The 17,106-nt window shown below is 58.5% G+C and carries 12 protein-coding genes, 1 tRNA gene and 2 pseudogenes; 7 read left to right on the top strand and 8 right to left on the bottom strand.

Features of this window, described 5'->3' with window-relative positions; translation table 11 throughout:
• Positions 1 to 275 precede the first annotated feature (275 nt).
• The 3 genes from B142_RS0106285 to B142_RS0106275 form a co-directional block, all read right to left on the bottom strand.
• Positions 276 to 1,601 (bottom strand): UDP-glucose dehydrogenase family protein, encoded by a 1,326-nt coding sequence (locus tag B142_RS0106285; RefSeq protein ID WP_026167897.1) that lies wholly within the window; start codon positions 1,599 to 1,601, stop codon positions 276 to 278.
• Positions 1,602 to 1,630: 29 nt separating this feature from the next.
• On the bottom strand, positions 1,631 to 2,194 hold the full coding sequence (dcd, locus tag B142_RS0106280) for a dCTP deaminase (protein WP_018120695.1): 564 nt from the start codon (positions 2,192 to 2,194) through the stop codon (positions 1,631 to 1,633).
• Positions 2,195 to 2,257: 63 nt separating this feature from the next.
• Positions 2,258 to 3,943 (bottom strand): VanW family protein, encoded by a 1,686-nt coding sequence (locus B142_RS0106275; RefSeq protein ID WP_039733933.1) that lies wholly within the window; start codon positions 3,941 to 3,943, stop codon positions 2,258 to 2,260.
• Positions 3,944 to 4,086: 143 nt separating this feature from the next.
• Here B142_RS0106275 and B142_RS0106270 point away from each other — a divergent pair, with 143 nt between their 5' ends.
• From B142_RS0106270 to B142_RS0106260, 3 genes are read left to right on the top strand one after another with little or no spacing between them, the layout of a single operon-like run.
• Positions 4,087 to 4,602: a universal stress protein gene (locus B142_RS0106270; protein WP_018120693.1), complete on the top strand. Its 516-nt coding sequence runs from the start codon at positions 4,087 to 4,089 to the stop codon at positions 4,600 to 4,602.
• Positions 4,603 to 4,643: 41 nt separating this feature from the next.
• Positions 4,644 to 4,868 carry a DUF2613 domain-containing protein gene (locus B142_RS0106265; RefSeq protein ID WP_018120692.1) on the top strand — a complete coding sequence of 75 codons (225 nt, stop codon included), beginning with the start codon at positions 4,644 to 4,646 and terminating at the stop codon, positions 4,866 to 4,868.
• Positions 4,861 to 8,292 carry an alpha-(1->3)-arabinofuranosyltransferase domain-containing protein gene (locus B142_RS0106260; protein ID WP_236658151.1) on the top strand — a complete coding sequence of 1,144 codons (3,432 nt, stop codon included), beginning with the start codon at positions 4,861 to 4,863 and terminating at the stop codon, positions 8,290 to 8,292. The genes B142_RS0106265 and B142_RS0106260 overlap by 8 nt, the downstream gene beginning before the upstream one ends.
• Here the strand turns inward: B142_RS0106260 and B142_RS0106255 are convergent.
• Genes B142_RS0106255 through B142_RS0106245 form a run of 3 tightly spaced genes read right to left on the bottom strand, consistent with a single transcriptional unit; the run spans position 8,199 to position 10,857 of the window.
• Positions 8,199 to 9,335, bottom strand: a complete 1,137-nt coding sequence (locus B142_RS0106255) for an acyltransferase family protein (protein WP_018120690.1) — start codon at positions 9,333 to 9,335, stop codon at positions 8,199 to 8,201. The two genes, B142_RS0106260 and B142_RS0106255, sit on opposite strands and share 94 nt — an antisense overlap.
• A 9-nt stretch (positions 9,336 to 9,344) precedes the next feature.
• Complete coding sequence (locus B142_RS0106250; RefSeq protein WP_018120689.1) at positions 9,345 to 10,148, bottom strand: hypothetical protein; 804 nt, start codon at positions 10,146 to 10,148, stop codon at positions 9,345 to 9,347.
• The gene (locus B142_RS0106245) at positions 10,138 to 10,857 is read right to left on the bottom strand and encodes a hypothetical protein (protein ID WP_018120688.1); all 720 of its coding nucleotides are present in this window, start codon (positions 10,855 to 10,857) and stop codon (positions 10,138 to 10,140) included. Before B142_RS0106245 ends, B142_RS0106250 begins: the two co-directional genes overlap by 11 nt.
• 228 nt (positions 10,858 to 11,085) lie before the next feature.
• Here B142_RS0106245 and B142_RS0106240 point away from each other — a divergent pair, with 228 nt between their 5' ends.
• The 3 genes from B142_RS0106240 to B142_RS0106230 all read left to right on the top strand — a co-directional run bounded on the left by B142_RS0106240 (position 11,086) and on the right by B142_RS0106230 (position 14,125).
• The gene (locus B142_RS0106240) at positions 11,086 to 12,477 is read left to right on the top strand and encodes a porin PorA family protein (protein WP_018120687.1); all 1,392 of its coding nucleotides are present in this window, start codon (positions 11,086 to 11,088) and stop codon (positions 12,475 to 12,477) included.
• A 3-nt stretch (positions 12,478 to 12,480) separates the two neighbouring features.
• Positions 12,481 to 13,965, top strand: coding sequence for an MmpA family trehalose lipid delivery protein (locus B142_RS0106235; RefSeq protein WP_018120686.1), 1,485 nt, complete (start codon positions 12,481 to 12,483; stop codon positions 13,963 to 13,965).
• Between the two features lie 71 nt (positions 13,966 to 14,036).
• Positions 14,037 to 14,125 (top strand) — tRNA-Ser (locus B142_RS0106230).
• Between the two features lie 126 nt (positions 14,126 to 14,251).
• Here the strand turns inward: B142_RS0106230 and B142_RS0106225 are convergent.
• Together B142_RS0106225 and B142_RS0106220 are read right to left on the bottom strand one after the other, a co-directional pair.
• Positions 14,252 to 14,479, bottom strand: a pseudogene (locus tag B142_RS0106225) (IS1249 family transposase); the annotation flags it as partial.
• Positions 14,480 to 14,492: 13 nt separating this feature from the next.
• Positions 14,493 to 15,719, bottom strand: coding sequence for an MFS transporter (locus B142_RS0106220; protein ID WP_147578760.1), 1,227 nt, complete (start codon positions 15,717 to 15,719; stop codon positions 14,493 to 14,495).
• A gap of 132 nt (positions 15,720 to 15,851) precedes the next feature.
• Here B142_RS0106220 and B142_RS0106210 point away from each other — a divergent pair.
• Positions 15,852 to 17,066, top strand: a pseudogene (locus B142_RS0106210) (IS3 family transposase).
• Positions 17,067 to 17,106 lie beyond the last annotated feature (40 nt).

Genomic DNA, 17,106 nt, shown 5'->3' with positions numbered 1-17,106 from the left:
CGCGAAATGCTAACCCTATGAATGTTGGGTAAACCGATAGGTTCTACTAATCCACCTTAGGGCACACAACCCTGTTACCTGCAGGAATACCTAACAAAGGAAACCCAAAATCCGCTAGTCAACCCCAGAATAGGGGGCCCTAAATTAGCATCCTCGCATGGTTTAGTAGCTCACTCGGCGCCATTTTTAGCCTCTTGCCGACGCCGAGCGCCACCGAAAATCGCGCCGGAAACCACCCCATTTCGGGGGTAAAAACGCGGCCAAGCGCAACCACGTCAGCCTCCCCGACCAAGTGCATGCACCTTCCACCCGGCACCGCGCCAGCGCACGAGGTCCAGCGCATTGCGAGCATCAATCAGCACCGGTGTGGCCACCATCCCCGCCGCCCACACCGGGTCCAGCTCCCGATACTCCCGCCACTCGGTCGCCAGAATCACCAGATCAGCCCCAGCCACGCCGTCGGCAAGCGAGTCCGGATACTCCAACCCGGGATACACCGCGCGCGCATTAACTAGCGCCTGCGGGTCACACACCCGCACCCGCGCACCACGCAGCGCCAGCTCCCCAGCAACCGCCAGGGCTGGGGAATCGCGCACGTCATCAGAATTCGGTTTAAACGCCGCCCCCAGCACAGTGATCACAGCACCAGACACCGACAGGCCCTTCTGCGCCAATAACGTGCAGGCAAGTTCCACCACACGGTGGCGCCGACGGGTATTGATCAGCTCCACCTGCCCCAGAAACGCCAACGCATCGCCGGCACCGAGCTCGTCGGCACGCGCCCGGAACGCCCGCACGTCCTTTGGCAAACAACCACCGCCAAATCCCAAGCCAGCGCGCAAAAATTGGGGCCCGATACGCTCGTCATAACCAAGCGCTTCCGCGACGGCGGTGACATCTGCCCCGGCAGCCTCACAGACTTCCGCAATGGCGTTAATAAAGCTAATCTTGGTGGCCAAAAACGCATTCGCCGCGGATTTCACCAACTCAGCGCTCGCCCACGGCATCACCAAAAACGGCGTTCCACGCTCCAGCGGCAGCCGGTAGACCTCACGCAGCGTCTCCACGGCAACGCTGGCAGCTGTCCCCGTGCCCACCACGATCCGGTCCGGCTGCAACGTATCGGCCACCGCATGGCCTTCGCGCAAAAACTCGGGATTCCACACGACATCGACGGTGGCTGGGCTATTACTGCAGGCCCGTTCCTGCAGCCGCGCGGCCGTGCCCACCGGCACCGTAGATTTGCCCACCACCACGTGTTCACCCCGCAACAGCGGCGCCAGCTTGTCGACGACGGCCTCCACCGCGCTAGTATCGGCCGCCGGGCTCGCAGCAGATTCCGGCGTGCCCACAGCAATAAAATGCAGCTGCGCAAAATCCGCGGCCTGCTGGTAATCGCAGCTAAAGCGCAGCCGCCCCGAATCCAGGCCACGGGCAACCAGCTCCGCGAGCTCGGGCTCAAAAAACGGCACCTGCCCGGCCTGCAGCTGCGCCACACGCGCGGGCGTAATATCAATGCCCAGCACCTCATGACCAGCCTCCGCCATGCACGCGGCATGCGTAAGCCCCAAATAGCCCAGGCCAAAAACAGTTAAGCGCACGCAACAACCCTCAGGCGGTCTGAACGCACTTAGCGGAAATTCAAATATGACTTCGACGGCGTCGGCCCGCGCTGCCCCTGGTATTTCGAGCCCAAAGCCCCCGCGCCATATGGCGATTCCGCAGGTGAGGTCATCGCGAACAACGCCAACTGGCCCACCTTCATGCCAGGCCACAGCGTGATCGGCAAATTTGCCACATTGGACAATTCCAGGGTGATATGCCCGCAGAAACCAGGATCAATAAACCCGGCGGTGGAGTGCGTCAACAAACCCAAACGGCCCAGCGAAGATTTCCCTTCCAACCGGCCAGCCAGGTCGGCGGGCAGGCGGAACTGCTCCAGCGTCGCACCCAGCACGAATTCGCCAGGGTGCAGCACGAAACCTTCGTCCTCGCCGACTTCCCGCAGCGTGGTCAGATCTTCCATCTCCAGCTTCGGGTCAATGTGGGTATAGCGCGAGTTATTAAACACCCGGAAAAACTTATCCAAGCGCACGTCAACAGACGACGGCTGGATCAGCCCAGGATCACAGGGGGTGATCCCCAGCCGCTCGGAATCAATGGCAGCACGGATGTCTCGGTCAGACAGCAACATAGCAAGTATCCTATCTTTCCAGCGCTTGCCGACGCCCGGCAGGTGCTGGCTCACGCATGGGGTCTAGCCGCAGGTCACGATTGGCTGTGGATCATAAACGGTGGTCTGGGTATTCCGCGACACCTCAGCGCCGCCCAGGGTGCGGATCACGCGGGTATCAGACGTCGTAAAGCCGGGGATGCCGGACGTTGGGATGCAGTTGGAACCACTCACGGTCTGCTTCGGTGGATTGGTGTGCGCCCAGCGGCCGCCACTGATGGATTCCACCTCGTATTCCTTCACACCCATCAGGCGCACGGTCACGGAACCACCGCCGACGCTCGATTCAATGCGCACCGGGTGGTTGGAATTGTTGCGGAACTTCAGGTCGATCACGCCGTCGTACAGCGTGGCCTCACGCCCCGCCGGGTACCGAGAAATGTAATAACTGTGCGGGGTGTGGGCAACATCTTCCATGGCCGCAAAATAGGCCGCGTTATACAGCGTGGTGGCGTACTGCGAAATACCGCCGCCGACGGCAGTGTCCGCGCGACCTTCATAGATCACGCCGGATTCCACATAGCCCTGCGCGGCGGTGCGCGAACCGGTGGCCTGGTTCACGGAAAAGGTCTCACCCGGCGAGACGATGGTGCCATTCAGCGCGTTGGAAATCACCGAAATATTCGTACCCGAGGCTGGGGAATAACCACTGGTGGTGAACTCACCGACCACCTGATCGAAGGTAGAAGATTGCGCATCTGCAGTAGTAAATGTCGCCGGTTGATCCTGGTAGATGGCATCCCATTCGCGGTCATCGCCAAGCACGCGATCGGCAAAACCAGCCATGGTTGGCTCCCAGTTGATCACCTCACCGTCAACATGCGGGGTGACCTGCAACTGCCCACCGGACATTGCCAGGCGAGCGTTTTTCATCGGACGCTCGGACTCGGCTAAGCCGTCGCCCAGAATCTCTTGCGCCTTGGCTGCATCGACGCGTGGTTCCAGCTGGCCTTCATGCGCCTCAAAGTGCACGAACTCGCCGACGCGGGCAGGTTCAATCGTCGCCGTAATATTCTCCCGGCCGTGCACCTTCAGCGGGCCGGATACCGCCTTCGCGGCTGGGCCTTCGGCAATCGCATCGACCTGATCCTGGTTGATCACCGGCTCGATTTCGTTGGTGTCCACCGTGATGCCCTCAGGGTCCAGCCACGCGGTGGTCACCTCTTCTTGCAGGTGTGCGCGGTCAACTTCCTGGCCCGGCACGGCATCATGCGGTTCGACGTTGCCGGCTTCCAAGAACACCGCACCATCTTCCGGCTCGCGGTAGAGTTCACCGAGCATGCGGTCCAATTCTGGGTTTAGCGCCGCCTGATCTTCGGCGGTTTGCACGTCGACTTCCTTCGTCGCACGGAAGAAGCTGGCAAGACGCACAAACGGGTTCATCGACTCATCAGGAATCGCGGCAATGGTGCCTTCCAGATCCAAGCGCAGACCCGCGTGTGCAGGCACAAATTCCGTGGTTTTCTCGCCAGCAGCAACGCGCACGGGTTCGTTTTCGGCCTCACGGAGTTCGTCGTCAAGCTTGGCCAGAGCATCCTCGCGCTCCATGGAGGAAATATCGACGCCACCCACGGACGTCGCGCGCGGGATTTTGCCCTGATTCGTGGAGACATCAATGGCGTAGGCAACGCCAGCAATGACGAAAAGCCCGACGAAGACGCCGAGCACAATCGCCACACCTTTGAAACTTCTCGATTTCGCCGAATTCACGCTTTACAGATTAACCGCTCACCCACCTGCTTACTAGTTAGGATGTGCGCAGTACCCTTGCCGACGCCTTCCACATACTCTTGCCCCATACTCTTGCCGACGCCTCCCCACATCCGCGCGCAACGCTATTAGGATAGAAAGCTATGAGTTCCGATTCCCGCGAACAGACCATGCTCATTGCCTACGACGGCTCCGAAAACGCCGACCGTGCGCTCGAATACGCTGCCAAGTTGCTCAAGCCCGGCACCGTGCAAATCTTGACTGCTTGGGAGCCGATCGCCCGCCAGCAAGCCCGCGCTGCCTCGCGCACCGGCATGCACCAGGCGACGATGACCTCCGATAATCTGGAAGACGATCCCGCCTACGCCGAAGCCGTGCAAGTCTGCCGCCAGGGCATCGCTGCAGCTGAAAAGCTCGGCATGTATGGCAAGGCGCATCTGGTGGAATCGGCCACGACCATCGCCTCGGCGATCGTGGATGCGGCCCAAGAACTCGACGTCGACGTGATTATCACCGGCACCCGCGCGCTGACCGGCTTTCGTGCGCTGTGGTCGCAGTCGACGGCGGAGACGATCGTGAAAAACGCCGGGGTTCCGGTGCTGGTCGTGCCACCGGAAAATGAAGAAGACGATCCAGAATACTTCACCAGGGACGACTAAATTAAGGGATGATTCATCCCCAGGATTAAGGACGATTATTTATGGCCGCTGATTCTTCTCGCTCGCTCAACCGGCAGTCGCTGAACCGGCAGTCGCTGAACCGCCGCAGCCTGGGCCCGGCTCTGGGCAGCGCTGTCGTCGGCGTCGCGCTGGGCGTCGTCGCGATTTTGGGCATCGCGCAGTTTTCCGGCCAAGACACCATCTCTGGTACCACCCCGCCGGATGATGCCCTGTTAGGTGGTGCCGAATACGGCTCACGTGAGTAGGCCTGCCGTGCGCGCCCGCCTGCGCATTCGCGCCCACGCCACTCACCCACTTAGCATCCACGCCATAGTGTGGCTGGTGCTGGCCGCCGCGATGTTTGCCCAACCTGTCGGGCTTATCGCCGCGGATACTAAACACGATCTCACGGCCGATCCCGCCGGTTTCCTCGCCGCGGCCACCCACGCCTGGACGGATGTCTTCCCGCTGGGGCAGCTGCAAAACCAGGCCTATGGCTACCTGTTCCCGCAGGGTCTGTTTTTCTTGCTTGCCGACGCCATCCCGGACTGGTTACTTCCCGCCTGGGTGGCACAGCGGCTGTGGTGGACCATTGTCGCAGGCGTGGGTTTTTCTGGTTTTTATCGGCTCTGCCAGTGCGTTGTTCCTGGTTCTGACCGCGCCACCACGGCGTCGGCAAGCATCCGCGCTTTTCACATCATCGCTGCGCTGCTTTTCGCCCTGCCCCCGCGCACACTCACCACGCTGACCGCGATTTCTTCCGAGGCCTGGCCGGTGATGCTCGCCCCCTGGGTGTTGGTGCCGTTGCTGCGCACGGACAAAATCACGGGCCAGGATATCGCTGCGGCCACCATCCCCATCGCGCTGATGGGGGCGGTCAACGCCACCGCAACGCTGGCTGCCTGCATCCCGGCTGGCTTGGTAATTCTGTGGCGCAGGCAAGGCTGGCTGCTGCTCCCGGCCGCGGTCGCTGTGAGTGCCTGGTGGATCGGCCCGCTGCTGGTGTTGGGCAAGTATTCCCCACCGTTTACGGATTTCATCGAATCTTCCTATGTGACCACACGCTGGCTGAACCTGCTGGAAATTCTGCGCGGCACCACCCACTGGACGCCATTTGCCGATACTGAGCGCGAGGCCGGGTACTTGCTGGTCTCGCAGCCAGTGTTTGTGCTGGCCACCGTGGCGGTTGCGGCATGTGGGCTGGCGGGCTTGGCGCTGAGTGCTCAAGGCGCACAGGGCAGCTCGTGTGCCCAAGGCGCACAGGGCACCCGCCTGCGCTACCACGGGCTGTGGCTTTTGATGCTGCTGGTCGGTATCACGATCCTGGCCGCACCCTATGGGCAGTTGCTGGACGACGTCCTGGCTCCGCTGCGTAACCTGCACAAATTCGACCCGCTGGTGCGCATCCCGCTGCTGCTCGGCGTAGCGCACCTGGGCACTGTGCTGAAGGTGCCGCGCCTTAAACATCCGTTGACCCGGCGCGCGGCCGCAGGACTGGGCGTGGCGGTGATCGCACTGCTGTCGGTGGCTCCGGTGTGGTCGGGCCGGTTACTGCCGACGGGCGCATACCGCGAGGTGCCGGATTACTGGCAGCAGGCCGCGGATTTTCTCAACGACAACGTCGACACGCGTACCCTGCTGGTTCCAGAAACCTCGTTCGCCAGGCAGGAATGGGGGTGGACCCGCGATGAGCCCGCCCAGCCGTGGTTGGATGTGCCGTGGGCGGTGCGTGATGCGGTGCCGCTGCTGCCACCGGAGGCGATTCGTGGGCTGGATGGGGTGCTGGCCACGCTGGATCGCTCGGTGGATCCGTTGTTGCGTTTGGGCATCGGTGCGGTGCTGGTGCGCCATGACCTGGATTCTTCTGCCCAGCAGGAGCGTGCCGACGAGCTTGCCGACGCCTTGGACCGCTGGGCGCAGCGCCATGACTTCGGGGAGGTCTCGGTGTTTGTTATAGATGCGCAGCGGGATATGCACATCGCGCATGATCCGGTCACGGTGGCCGGTGGCGGCGAGGCACTGGCGGTATTGGATGCTATCGATGGCCCGGCTCCGCGCCGATTGGTGGACCATGCGGGTGCGGGGTCGGCGACGGAAGGGTCTGGTGCCGAAGACCCCAGTGTTGAACCCGGTGCTGAACCCAGTGCCGAAATCGTCACCGATACCCCGCTGCTGGTCGATCGTAATTTCGGCACCCTGCAGGGGGCAGTCTCTGGCCCGCTGGCCAGCCCGGATGAGGCCACCACGAAGCACCCGAGTGTGGATTACCCGAGCGTCGCCACGCCGCTGCCGGTGCGTACCCGCGGTGATGTGCAACTGCAGGCCTCGTCTTCAGCCGCAGATGCCACCGCTTTTGGGGGTGCGGATCCGGCGCGCTCGATCAACGCGGCGGTCGATGGCACAGACCAAGCCTGGTGGCCAGCCCCGGGTGATCCGGGAACGTTGCAGCTCCGCAGCACCGACGACACAGTCCACGCGCCGGAATTACATCTGACCACCACGGAGGATGCACGCCTGCGAGTACTGGCTTTTGCTGATGCGGACGCTGATGTGGGTGCTGATGACGCTGTAAATGCTAACGCAGCTCCCAGCGACGAGCCGATCCACACCATCACCGTGGAAACTGCAGCCGGCGAAGATACCCGCGTTGCTTTCCCGGATGATCTCCGTGCCAGCCGCATAGAAGTCCAGCTCAATCCGGAAACCCGCACCGGGGTCTCCGATATCCACCTGGACGGCCATGAGTTGTCGCGCCTGGTGCACGTCCCAGCTACCGCGAATGCTCGGCAGTTCGTCTTCCAGCGCCTGACGGTGGATACGGGTGTTGTGCAGCGCAGTTTCGAGGTTCCGCGCACAATGCAGCTGGAGATCCGTACCGACGATGAGCAGCCGGTCACCATCGACGGCACCGAATATTCTGCAGGTGAGACGGTGGAACTATCCGGCACGCACACCATATCTACTACGGCCGCGTGGGTCAGCCTGCGCGAGCCTGGCTTTGCCCCGACCGCGCGTTATGAGCCTGTCGATGGCCGCACGGTGCCGGGTGCTGTAGACGCTGAAGATGCTGTAGGCGAGGGCCGCCTGCTCGTCACCGGACGCGCGTTCAATGAAGGTTTACGCGGCGAGCTTGTCGACGCCTCCGGCACCGTCACCGAGTTGCAACCTACCAGCATTGATGCCGCTACCCAGGCGTTTGTGCTGCCCGCAGGCGCATCCGGCGAGTTTCGCATGAGTTTTGCCGGTGAGGCTGCGTACCGCACGTCCTTATTTGTGGGTGCGGGGGTATCGTTGGTGACCTTAGCCGCGCTGCTGTTGTTCCCACTCGCGCGTCCGACGGCCAACACCCAATTCACAGCAGCACGACGTCGGCACGCACGACGCTTGCTAGCCACAGAACTCACACTGCCTGCCTGGGTATTCCCAGTGGCCGCCGTTGCGGTCTCGGGTGCGGTGGTGGGCCCAGCAGGAGCGGTCTCAGCAGCTGCGGCGTGGGCGATCACGCGCTGGACGACGATCCGACCGGTGGTTTTAGCGCCAGCGTTGCTAGGGATTTGCGGGTTGTGGTTGGCGCGCGCACCGTGGCCGGATGCGCATTATGCCGGTGATAGTTTGCTCGCGGCGTGTTTGGCTGCCGGTGCGGTGGCCTGCCTGAGCCAAAGCCGGGCTGGCTCTTCTACCAAGGTGTAGCTGATAGCCGCGACCGCTACAGAAAGCCCCAGGGTAAGTGCCAGAATGATGACAAAACCGCCGCTGAACATCTCGATTCCTGCCAGCGGGAAGGCGATGGACAGCACCGCCACATGCCACAGGAACAGCGAATAAGACCAGCGCCCCACAGCTTGCACCGGCTGGCTCAGCAGCAGGCCAGACTGGGTAGGCCGCAGCGCATAAGGCACCACGATGCACGCCGCGAAGACAGTACCCAGACTGATGCGGATGGCGAATTCCAGGGGGCTCGGATGGGTAAGGCCACGCGGGCTGATAGCTTCCCAACTGGCCAGGAATAAACAAGCAGTGGCTAGTACCCAAAACAGCGGTTTCATGCCCAGGATGCGTCGTACCACACCTGGGCGCTTGGCGACGCCCGCTGATTCCGCCTCGGCAGCCAGCATGCCGACGACGAACCACAGCGTATAGGCCGGTGGCCAAATCTGCCGGTTCACACTCGCCGACCAACTAGCGCCATCGCTACCGTCGAAACCGGCCACAAACGGCAAAAAAGCCCAGCCCAAACTCGCGATCCCCACCGCGCACAGCAGGAGTACTCGCGTGCGGGCTTGCCAGCGCAGAAGCACCCAAGCGGTCAGTGGCAGGGTGAAATAAAAAGCGAATTCCACGCATAACGACCACAAATGTGTCAGGCCTGGTGCCAGCCCATCGGGAATATAGATCTGAGTGGCGGTCAGGTTAGCGAGTAGTTGTTGCCAGCTCATGGTGCTAGCCGCTGGCAACGCCAACGCCACCACCGCGACGCAGACGAGGTAAGCGGGTAATACGCGCGCGGCACGCTTGCGTAAAAAACCAGGGCCGATCGGCCTACGCCACAGCAAAAATGCGGAGAGCGCAAAAAACACAGCCACGAAATAATCAAAACGTTCCAGCACCACTGGCCCAGAAGCAGTCTGAAAATGCACGTGAGTGATCAACACCCCGACGGCTGCAAGCGCACGAATACCTTCTAGGCAGTCAATGCGCTGCGGAACTGATGCGGAGACACTGGTGGCGACCATGCGCTCAGGCTAGCAGTATTGATCGAACACGAGTGGAGCTCCGCATTGGGTGACGCCGTGCTCGGTATAACTCGTGAATTCTTTACTTCCCTGGTACTCAGTTTCCACAAAATTAATGTAGTTACAGTTTGTTACCCCAGTGGACATCTTTTTTAATTCATAAATGATGCATCCAAGTTTGATGTCCAGCACAATCTGCTCATCCACGATAACCTGTTCATTGTAAATAGAATTTCTTGTTTCGGTAAGTTTGATCCTTACAAAACGATCTACCAAAATCTCAAGCTGTCTTCCATCACTGTCCGGATCCATCGACCAAATCTGACATTTTTCGGGTGCCACACAAGTACCTAAATAGCCTGTCCCCGATAGTGGCTTCCAAATAGGATCCTCGTATTTTTCTTCTTCAGGTGTTTTCACCAATAGGCGCCATAGTCTATGTTCCATGATGTAACGGAGGCTAAAACTGTTGATGGTTAATATGTGGCGTTTTTCTTCCACGGCTAAGGGTTTGTCGTCGTCTGCACGTTGTGTATGGGGTTGCTTTGTGCTTACTATGCCATGCACCGAGTATGCAGGAAAAACAGCCCCAGCTAAAATCATTCCGAATAAGCCCGACTCCATAAAACTTACTCGTTTGGCAGTGGCACCCACATAATTCTGCAGGCGATCCCAGTAGTCACCGTTAATCACCTCATAGGAAGGATCACAAGATATTTCGGACTCAATGGGTCTAGTTTTATGCATAGTGAGAACATCTGTTGAACTAATTAATTCTGAATTAATCGGAATGCTCAATTTTTTATTTGGCATAAAATTCTCCAAATGGCCCGTATGGACGGTCATGTTCTGGAATCGCAAAGCGTTGCACTTTCCACACCCTCGCTAAATTATGCTGATTAGCGCCGAACTCCGTAAATGCAATTTCGCTCGCAGTAAACTCCCACGAAGAATCGATTGCCGCAGCATAATGCAGATAACTACACAAATAGCCCTCGCTAGGAAAATTGAACTCCATAGCAGCAAGCAAGAAACACCTAGGAACCACACTGATAAATAAAGCTTGTCCAACGAGATTATTATTATCGTCCACAAAGCTCACCAAAAGGTCTTCGGAGTTCGATATAAATTTGCTCGGCTTGCAAAAATCCCTGGGTTTACCCCAAATGGGAAGCCTCTTGAAAATCAAGTGACTCTCTGGCCGCAGCCAATAATTCGGCAAAACCTCTGGGTTAGCATCAAATTCTTGGTCTAATTCCCAAAAATTTACTTCTCCAGGGGGTTGTCTCGTGATCTTTCTAAAGAAGGCGTACGTCGGATTAGCATGTATTCTCCATTCTTCTTTTTGGCTCTCCCCAATCAGTGTCACACCGTGAATATCCATACGAGGTGAATAAATTCCGGAAAGTAGCTTTTTTAACAGTCGCCCTTCAACTTCCTCTATGCCAGAAGCTACAACTACTGCATCCCTGCCACGATTTTGTAACGATTGCTGCCAAAACTCTGAAGTAACAGCGAACATGCTTGCCCCTTACCTTCGCCCCAGTAAATAAACCCTATCCGCAACAGCATCTTGACGGTAATTAAATCACATCATAGATTAACGTCGATTCTTATTTAAGGAAATAAACATAAGTTACCGGCGCTATTTTGTTGTTCTCAACAAATTTTAGATAAAGACCTCTGGACTTCCGCTTAGTTTGGGCCTCAGCGCTTAAGAAGTTAACGTCGCAGGTATACTGCTAGCACTATGTTCCGTCGTGTCACGTTAACGGTGGCCGCTGCTGCTTTCTCGCTGGTGGTTGGCGCCGCCGCTCCGCCGCTGGTGATGACCTTCCACGATTCTTGGCCAGAAGGCACCACGGTGCACACGCGCACAGAAGACGCGAAAACCCAGCTGCTAGACACGGCGGAATTCGCTGCGGCAACCAGCAGCGCCGGGGCTGGCAAGCCACTTCCCCGCCCCGATGATTGCCCGGAAACGACGCCAACTTTTTCGTGTTATATCAACACCACTACCACGCACGTCGACAGTGAAATCACGCTGCTGCGCACCGCGCAGGATGCGGACGATCCAGCACGCCGTTCCGAAATTACAGCACGCCACACGCTACTTGCCGACGATGGCGCAGGCTCATCCACAAGCGACGATGCCACCAACGCGCGCCCCCTGGGTCACGCTGATAACGACGTGACCATCAACCGCGAATCCGCCATCGGCATCCCAGACCCTACCTCTCGCGTGCGGTTTTATGATGACGGTAGACCCGACAACACAGACACCCCCGTCGTCGACACGGGCCTGTTTGCCCGCCCAGGCATCTACTATGCCTTCGAACCGGATACGCAGAAGCGTTCCTATAATTTCTTTGATCTTTTCACCCAAGAACCACTGCCCATTGACTTCGCCGACACCATCGAGCAGGGCCAGGGTGAAGAAGGTGCTGAAGATGGTGCTGCCACCGCGGAGTTTTACGAATACCGCCACACCATTACGGCCCACCCGCTGCACAATTCCTTGCTGCGCGCGTATTCGCAGCCGCAGGATTTGCTCAGCCCGCCCACCCCGGTCTCTGCACTGTCACCGAAAATCCTCGACGAGCCAGCCGCGCAGCTTTTCGACGCCATGGAGATCACCGGCCCCGCCACAGATTTTTATACCGCCGACGAGCTTACCGACGACCGCGTCACCGGCGATCTATCCGCCGCGGATACCGTGACCATGCGCCCCTATTATTCTGTGGACCGCTTGGTGTGGGTGGAACCGATCACTGGGCAGATCGTCAACCGCGATGAACACTACGAGGTTTTTCTCGCTGCCGATGGCGCCCCGGCGCAGCCAGCCCCGGAGCGTACCGTGTTGTCCACGCACGCGAAATATGATTCCGCCTCCCGCGAGGAAGCACAAGACCTGGCCAGCAAGACAGTGCGCGTGGTGGAACGTTGGGAGGCCATTGGTTTTCTGGCCACTGCCCTCGGCATCGTCCTACTGGCAGCTGCGGTGTGGATGATCTGGCGACACCGGCACAGCCAGAAGCGCGCCCACGCTAACCACTCCGGCACTGACCACGCCAACACCGACCAATCTGACACCAGCCGCCCCGGCACCAATCCCAACGCCAGCAACCCCAGCGCCAGCTAGCACATGAACGCACGCCTGCTGATCCTCGGTTTGTGGGCCAGCCTGCTGGTTGGCGCTCTCACCTGGCCATTTTTCGCAGCTGGCGAACTAGCCTGGCGGGATATGCTCGTGCTGGATTCACCAGCCCTGTCGCCGTCGGCCTTTGGTTTTGGGGATCTGCCCGCGCGCAATGCCCCACAAGATGGCGTGCTGGCAATCCTCGGGGTGTTGTTTCCGGCGTCGTGGATAGTTCGGGTCTTGCTGATCGGTGGCGCGGCAGCCGCTGCGTATGCCGGGGCGCTCCTGGCGCACGAGCGCTCTGCCTCACTGCCCGCGCAGCTGACGGCAATGACCATCGCGGTGGCCAACCCGTTCGTCGTCGAGCGCTTATTGCAAGGCCAGTGGTCGTTGGTGCTGGCAGCCTGGCTGCTGCCGGTCATCGTGGCTCTGCGCACCCGTCTGGTCTGGGTGTTGGTGGCGGTGCTGCTGTCCTCGCTCACACCCACCGGCGCACTGTTTGCCACGCTCACTGCGTTGTTCGTCGTGCGTGACTGGCGTTCGCGCGTGCTCACCCTGGTAGTTGCGGGTTTGGCGAGCCTGCCGTGGCTGGTGCCGTCGTTGCAGGATATCCCGCATGCGGCCACGAGTAGTTATTTTGCCTTTGGCCCGCGGGCAGAAACCTACGTCAGCACGCTAGGTTCGCTGCTGGGCTTGGGGGGAATATGGAATGGGCAGGCGGTTCCAGCGTCGAGGTCGGCAGGGTTTGCGATTTTCGGAGTGGTGTTGTTTGCCGTGCTGTGGCTGGGCCGTCGCACGGTGCCGCGTGCGGTGCTGGCAATGGCGGTGCTGGGTCTCGGGGGCGCGTTGGTGGGCTGGCTGGCCCCGGAGCTGTTGTCTGCGGTTGATCCGGGCGTGTTGCGGGATTCGCAGAAGCTGGTGATGTTGGCGATTCCCGCGTATTGCTGCGCCGCCGCTGGTGTGCCGCGGTTGTGGGCATATCTGGCTCTCTTGTGTGCTGTGCTGCAGGTCGTCGATGCTCCTGCTGAGGTCTCGGTGCTGGCCCCGCGGGAGGTCACCGGCGGGTTGGATCAGGATTTATTGCAGCGTGCCGACGGCCGCACGGTATTTTTGCCGGATGCCCCGACGGTGGTTTCTGCGCCAGGTTGGGTAAGCATCAACCCGTACACGAAGGCCTTGCCGGTGGTCTATTCCGGTCAGCTGGAGGTCGACGGCGCGCTCGTCGACAAGCCATCACGACGCTATATTCTGGCGCAACAGGCGTGGGAGGCTGGCGATCACGAGCGCCTGCGCAGCTTGGGCATTGGGGTGGTCTATGCCGACGGTGTGATCACGGAAACGGGTGCTGGACCGGAACCGGTGCCGTGGGGGTGGCATGCCGGTTGGTTTGCCGCCTGGTTGCTGGTGTTGTGGTGGCAGCTGCGAAACCGCAAGGCAGGGAGAGCTCGCAAGGCGAGGAAAACTTACAAGTCAGAGAAAAATCGCAGGTGAAGGCGCTGAAGTTGCCTGAATTCTTCCCGGTTTTGCGTTCTAGCGATCTACTGTTAGACTTAGTTCTCGCTGGAGGATTCGACTAGCGGCCTATGTCACACGCCTGGAACGCGTGCGGGTTTCACGACCCTCGTGGGTTCAAATCCCACATCCTCCGCCAATATTAAATCTCGAGACATCGTTCCCAGAGCGGTGCCTCGAGATTTCTCTTTTCCACACCACAGCCCGGGCCTCAACGACGGGGTTAAACGACAAAAGTGTGTTTTTACGGCGTGTCGCCAATTCCCTAGATCTGGCCTTTCCGGATACCGATTGAATGTGTGTATTCAACATCGATACCCTGGTCGTAGAGGGCTGGCTGACCAGGTAGCTGGTTGGTGTGGTTTTCTTTGAGGATCAAGGCATTGACTTTGGCGAGTTGGTCTTGACCCCAGTTGCACTGCCTGGCGATCTCTAGTGGGTCGTCAGGTAGTTCTGTTTTGAGATATAGCCACCAATCGATCATGCGGCGTTTTTTGAATAGTGCTTTACTTTCTCGTGGGAACTCTAAATTTTCCGCCCCCTCCGATAAGTGAAATGGCTACAAACGCCAGGCAGAGAACCAGCTGCGGGGCAGCCACAAAAGCCAACACGGAGCGGAAGGAAGTAGCCTCGAAAGAATTGGCTACCGCCGCATACACAGCACCTGACATCATCTGAATGAAGAAAAACAGCCCCGTGGAGACTCCCGGCAAAGGAAGCGGTAAAGCGAGTTGCCCATTTTGGCTATACGGGATAGTCGCCCCCACCCCAATGAATTGGGTACACAAGATTGCAATCACGACCCACGCAGGAAGTAGCGGAGCGACCAAGCCCACCAAGAGAACCGCCAAGGCGACCAGACCGGAAACCATGATCGACGTATGTGCAAATTTGGTCGGGTTGGCGGTGTGCTTTATCAAATAACTTCCAAACCAATACCCTACTGCAGGCCATAGCATCAACACTCCATAGGAGATTCCCGTAATCCCATAGTTGGTTTCGAAGAAACCTGGAGATAGAGCCAAAAAGCCAAAATAGCTCATCCACACCAGGGCGAGCGCTGCCGAATACCATAAATACGAAAGGTTTGAGAGCGAAGCTCCGATGGACGATAGGGTCGAAGCCAAGGAAGGTAAAGAGGGCTCGTCGGCTTTCGCCGAACCCAAAAACCCGAGGCACAACAAGGACAGGGTAATCCCCAGGACGGCTAGCACCACAAAAATGGCTCGCCAAGGAAAAAAGAGGGAGGCCACTCCCCCTAGAAGGGGAGCTAGAGCAGGAGTGAGCGAAATGACCATAGTCAGGTTAGCTAAAGGTGCAATTCTGAACGCTGGATCAATACGTCTACGAATAATTAGACGGCAAAGAACAGTCGCCGATGTCCCTCCCAGGGCTTGAAGGAATCGCCCTGCAGACAGCGGGAAGATGGACTGGGAGAACGCACAGAGTATCGAACCAATACTGAACACAATTAATCCGAAAGCTTGAAGCTTGACCGCGTCGTATTTTTCGGCCAAAAACCCGCCCACAAACATACTGAGCGCATATCCGGCCATGTATATCGTCGTTGTCCATTGGAGCTGTGCCACATTGACGTTCAAGTCCGAGGCCATACGAGCGAACGACGGGGTGATTACGCTTAACCCCAATTGCGGAGCCATAACCACTAGCAAGAGAGTAATCATAGCCCCGGAGGAAAATTTCTTAGAGAAACTGCTATTTCCGTTAGACACGGGAAGCCCCCTTGCCTGCAGCAAGGGCGCACGCGATGCTTTGCGCGCGATTCCGAATCTTTGTCATAGCGCTAAGGTTACCCTCGTTTAGTGGACACCCTATTAGTACGGACCTTGTGTCCGTAGGAGAGGATGTTCATTGTGAGTTCGTCAAGGAAAAAATACACCCCGGAATACCGGCAGGAAGCTGCCAGGCTGGTCATCGAATCGGGACGCCCAATCGCTCATGCAGCTCAAAGAGGTCGGTGTAGCCGAAGGCCTTGTGGGCAGATGGGTCAAACTCGAGCGGGAACGCCAAGGCTCGGTAGATGGCCGCAGTGATGCCGATATACGAGCCGAAAATGCACGTTTACGTCGTGAGCTAGCTGAGGCCAAGATGGATAATGAGTTCTTGTCACAAGCCACCGCCTTCTTCGTGGCGTCGCAACGCGATCGGAAAAATTTGAGCTAATGCAGCAGGAGAAGGCGAACTACAGCATAAAACGAATGAGCAGGTTATTAGAGGTTTCTCGCTCTGGGTACTATAAATGGGTGCAGGTTCAAGCCAGCCGACTGCGCGGCGATGATAGCCGTCAGAGATTCCTCGACCAGTTGGACAAGCGTATTCATGACATCTGGGAGGATTCTGACGAAGTCTACGGTGCCCCACGGATTACTGCAGAACTCGCTGAGGATGGGGTCTATGTGAATCGCAAAACCGTGGCCAAACGCATGCGGATGATGGGTATTGAGGGCATCTCGCCCAGGGTGTTTGTTCCCGTAACGACGATTCAATCCAGGCGGAAGTCCACGCTTGTAGACCTGGTGAAAAGATTATTTGATCAAGGGCAGCTCAACCGGGTGTGGATGTCAGATATTACCTATCTACGCACCGGAGAAGGATGGCTGTACCTATGCGTTATCCGCGATGGACACTCCCGCCGAGTCCTAGGCTGGTCTATGGATAGCGTGCAGGATACTCACCTGGTTGAACGCGCATTACGCATGGCTTACACCCTGCGTGGTGATGTGCCTGAGGGGCTGGTTTTCCATGCGGATCGCGGCACTCAGTTTACGAGCGAAAAGTTGTGGCAGGTCTGTCAAGAACTAGGTATTGCTCAATCGGTCGGCCGTACTGGTGTCTGCTTTGACAATGCGATGGCCGAGTCGTTCTGGTCGACATTGAAGACCGAATTCTATGACCGGAGGAAATGGCGAACCCGTGACGAAGCCGGGAAGGCGGTGGCCCGCTGGATTGAGATTGTCTACAACCGGCGCCGTCGCCACTCAGCCATCGGGATGGTAAGCCCCGTCGATTTCGAAGCCCAGCTCGCTGATCAAAATGGTAATAAGAAAGCCGCTGCTTAACCCCTAAGCAGCTTAACAACGTGTCCACGACTTGCGGGCA

Source organism: Corynebacterium propinquum DSM 44285 (assembly GCF_000375525.1).
Taxonomy (GTDB): domain Bacteria; phylum Actinomycetota; class Actinomycetes; order Mycobacteriales; family Mycobacteriaceae; genus Corynebacterium; species Corynebacterium propinquum.
The sequence above is the reverse complement of the archived record's forward strand: the minus strand, read 5'-3'. Positions and strand labels throughout refer to the sequence as shown.

Coding starts and splice junctions, on each gene's coding strand:
- dcd (WP_018120695.1), bottom strand. CDS start 2,194: ATGTTGCTGTCTGACCGAGACATCCGTGCTGCCATTGATTCCGAGCGG.
- B142_RS0106270 (WP_018120693.1), top strand. CDS start 4,087: ATGAGTTCCGATTCCCGCGAACAGACCATGCTCATTGCCTACGACGGC.
- B142_RS0106265 (WP_018120692.1), top strand. CDS start 4,644: ATGGCCGCTGATTCTTCTCGCTCGCTCAACCGGCAGTCGCTGAACCGG.
- B142_RS0106255 (WP_018120690.1), bottom strand. CDS start 9,335: ATGGTCGCCACCAGTGTCTCCGCATCAGTTCCGCAGCGCATTGACTGC.
- B142_RS0106250 (WP_018120689.1), bottom strand. CDS start 10,148: ATGCCAAATAAAAAATTGAGCATTCCGATTAATTCAGAATTAATTAGT.
- B142_RS0106245 (WP_018120688.1), bottom strand. CDS start 10,857: ATGTTCGCTGTTACTTCAGAGTTTTGGCAGCAATCGTTACAAAATCGT.
- B142_RS0106240 (WP_018120687.1), top strand. CDS start 11,086: ATGTTCCGTCGTGTCACGTTAACGGTGGCCGCTGCTGCTTTCTCGCTG.
- B142_RS0106235 (WP_018120686.1), top strand. CDS start 12,481: ATGAACGCACGCCTGCTGATCCTCGGTTTGTGGGCCAGCCTGCTGGTT.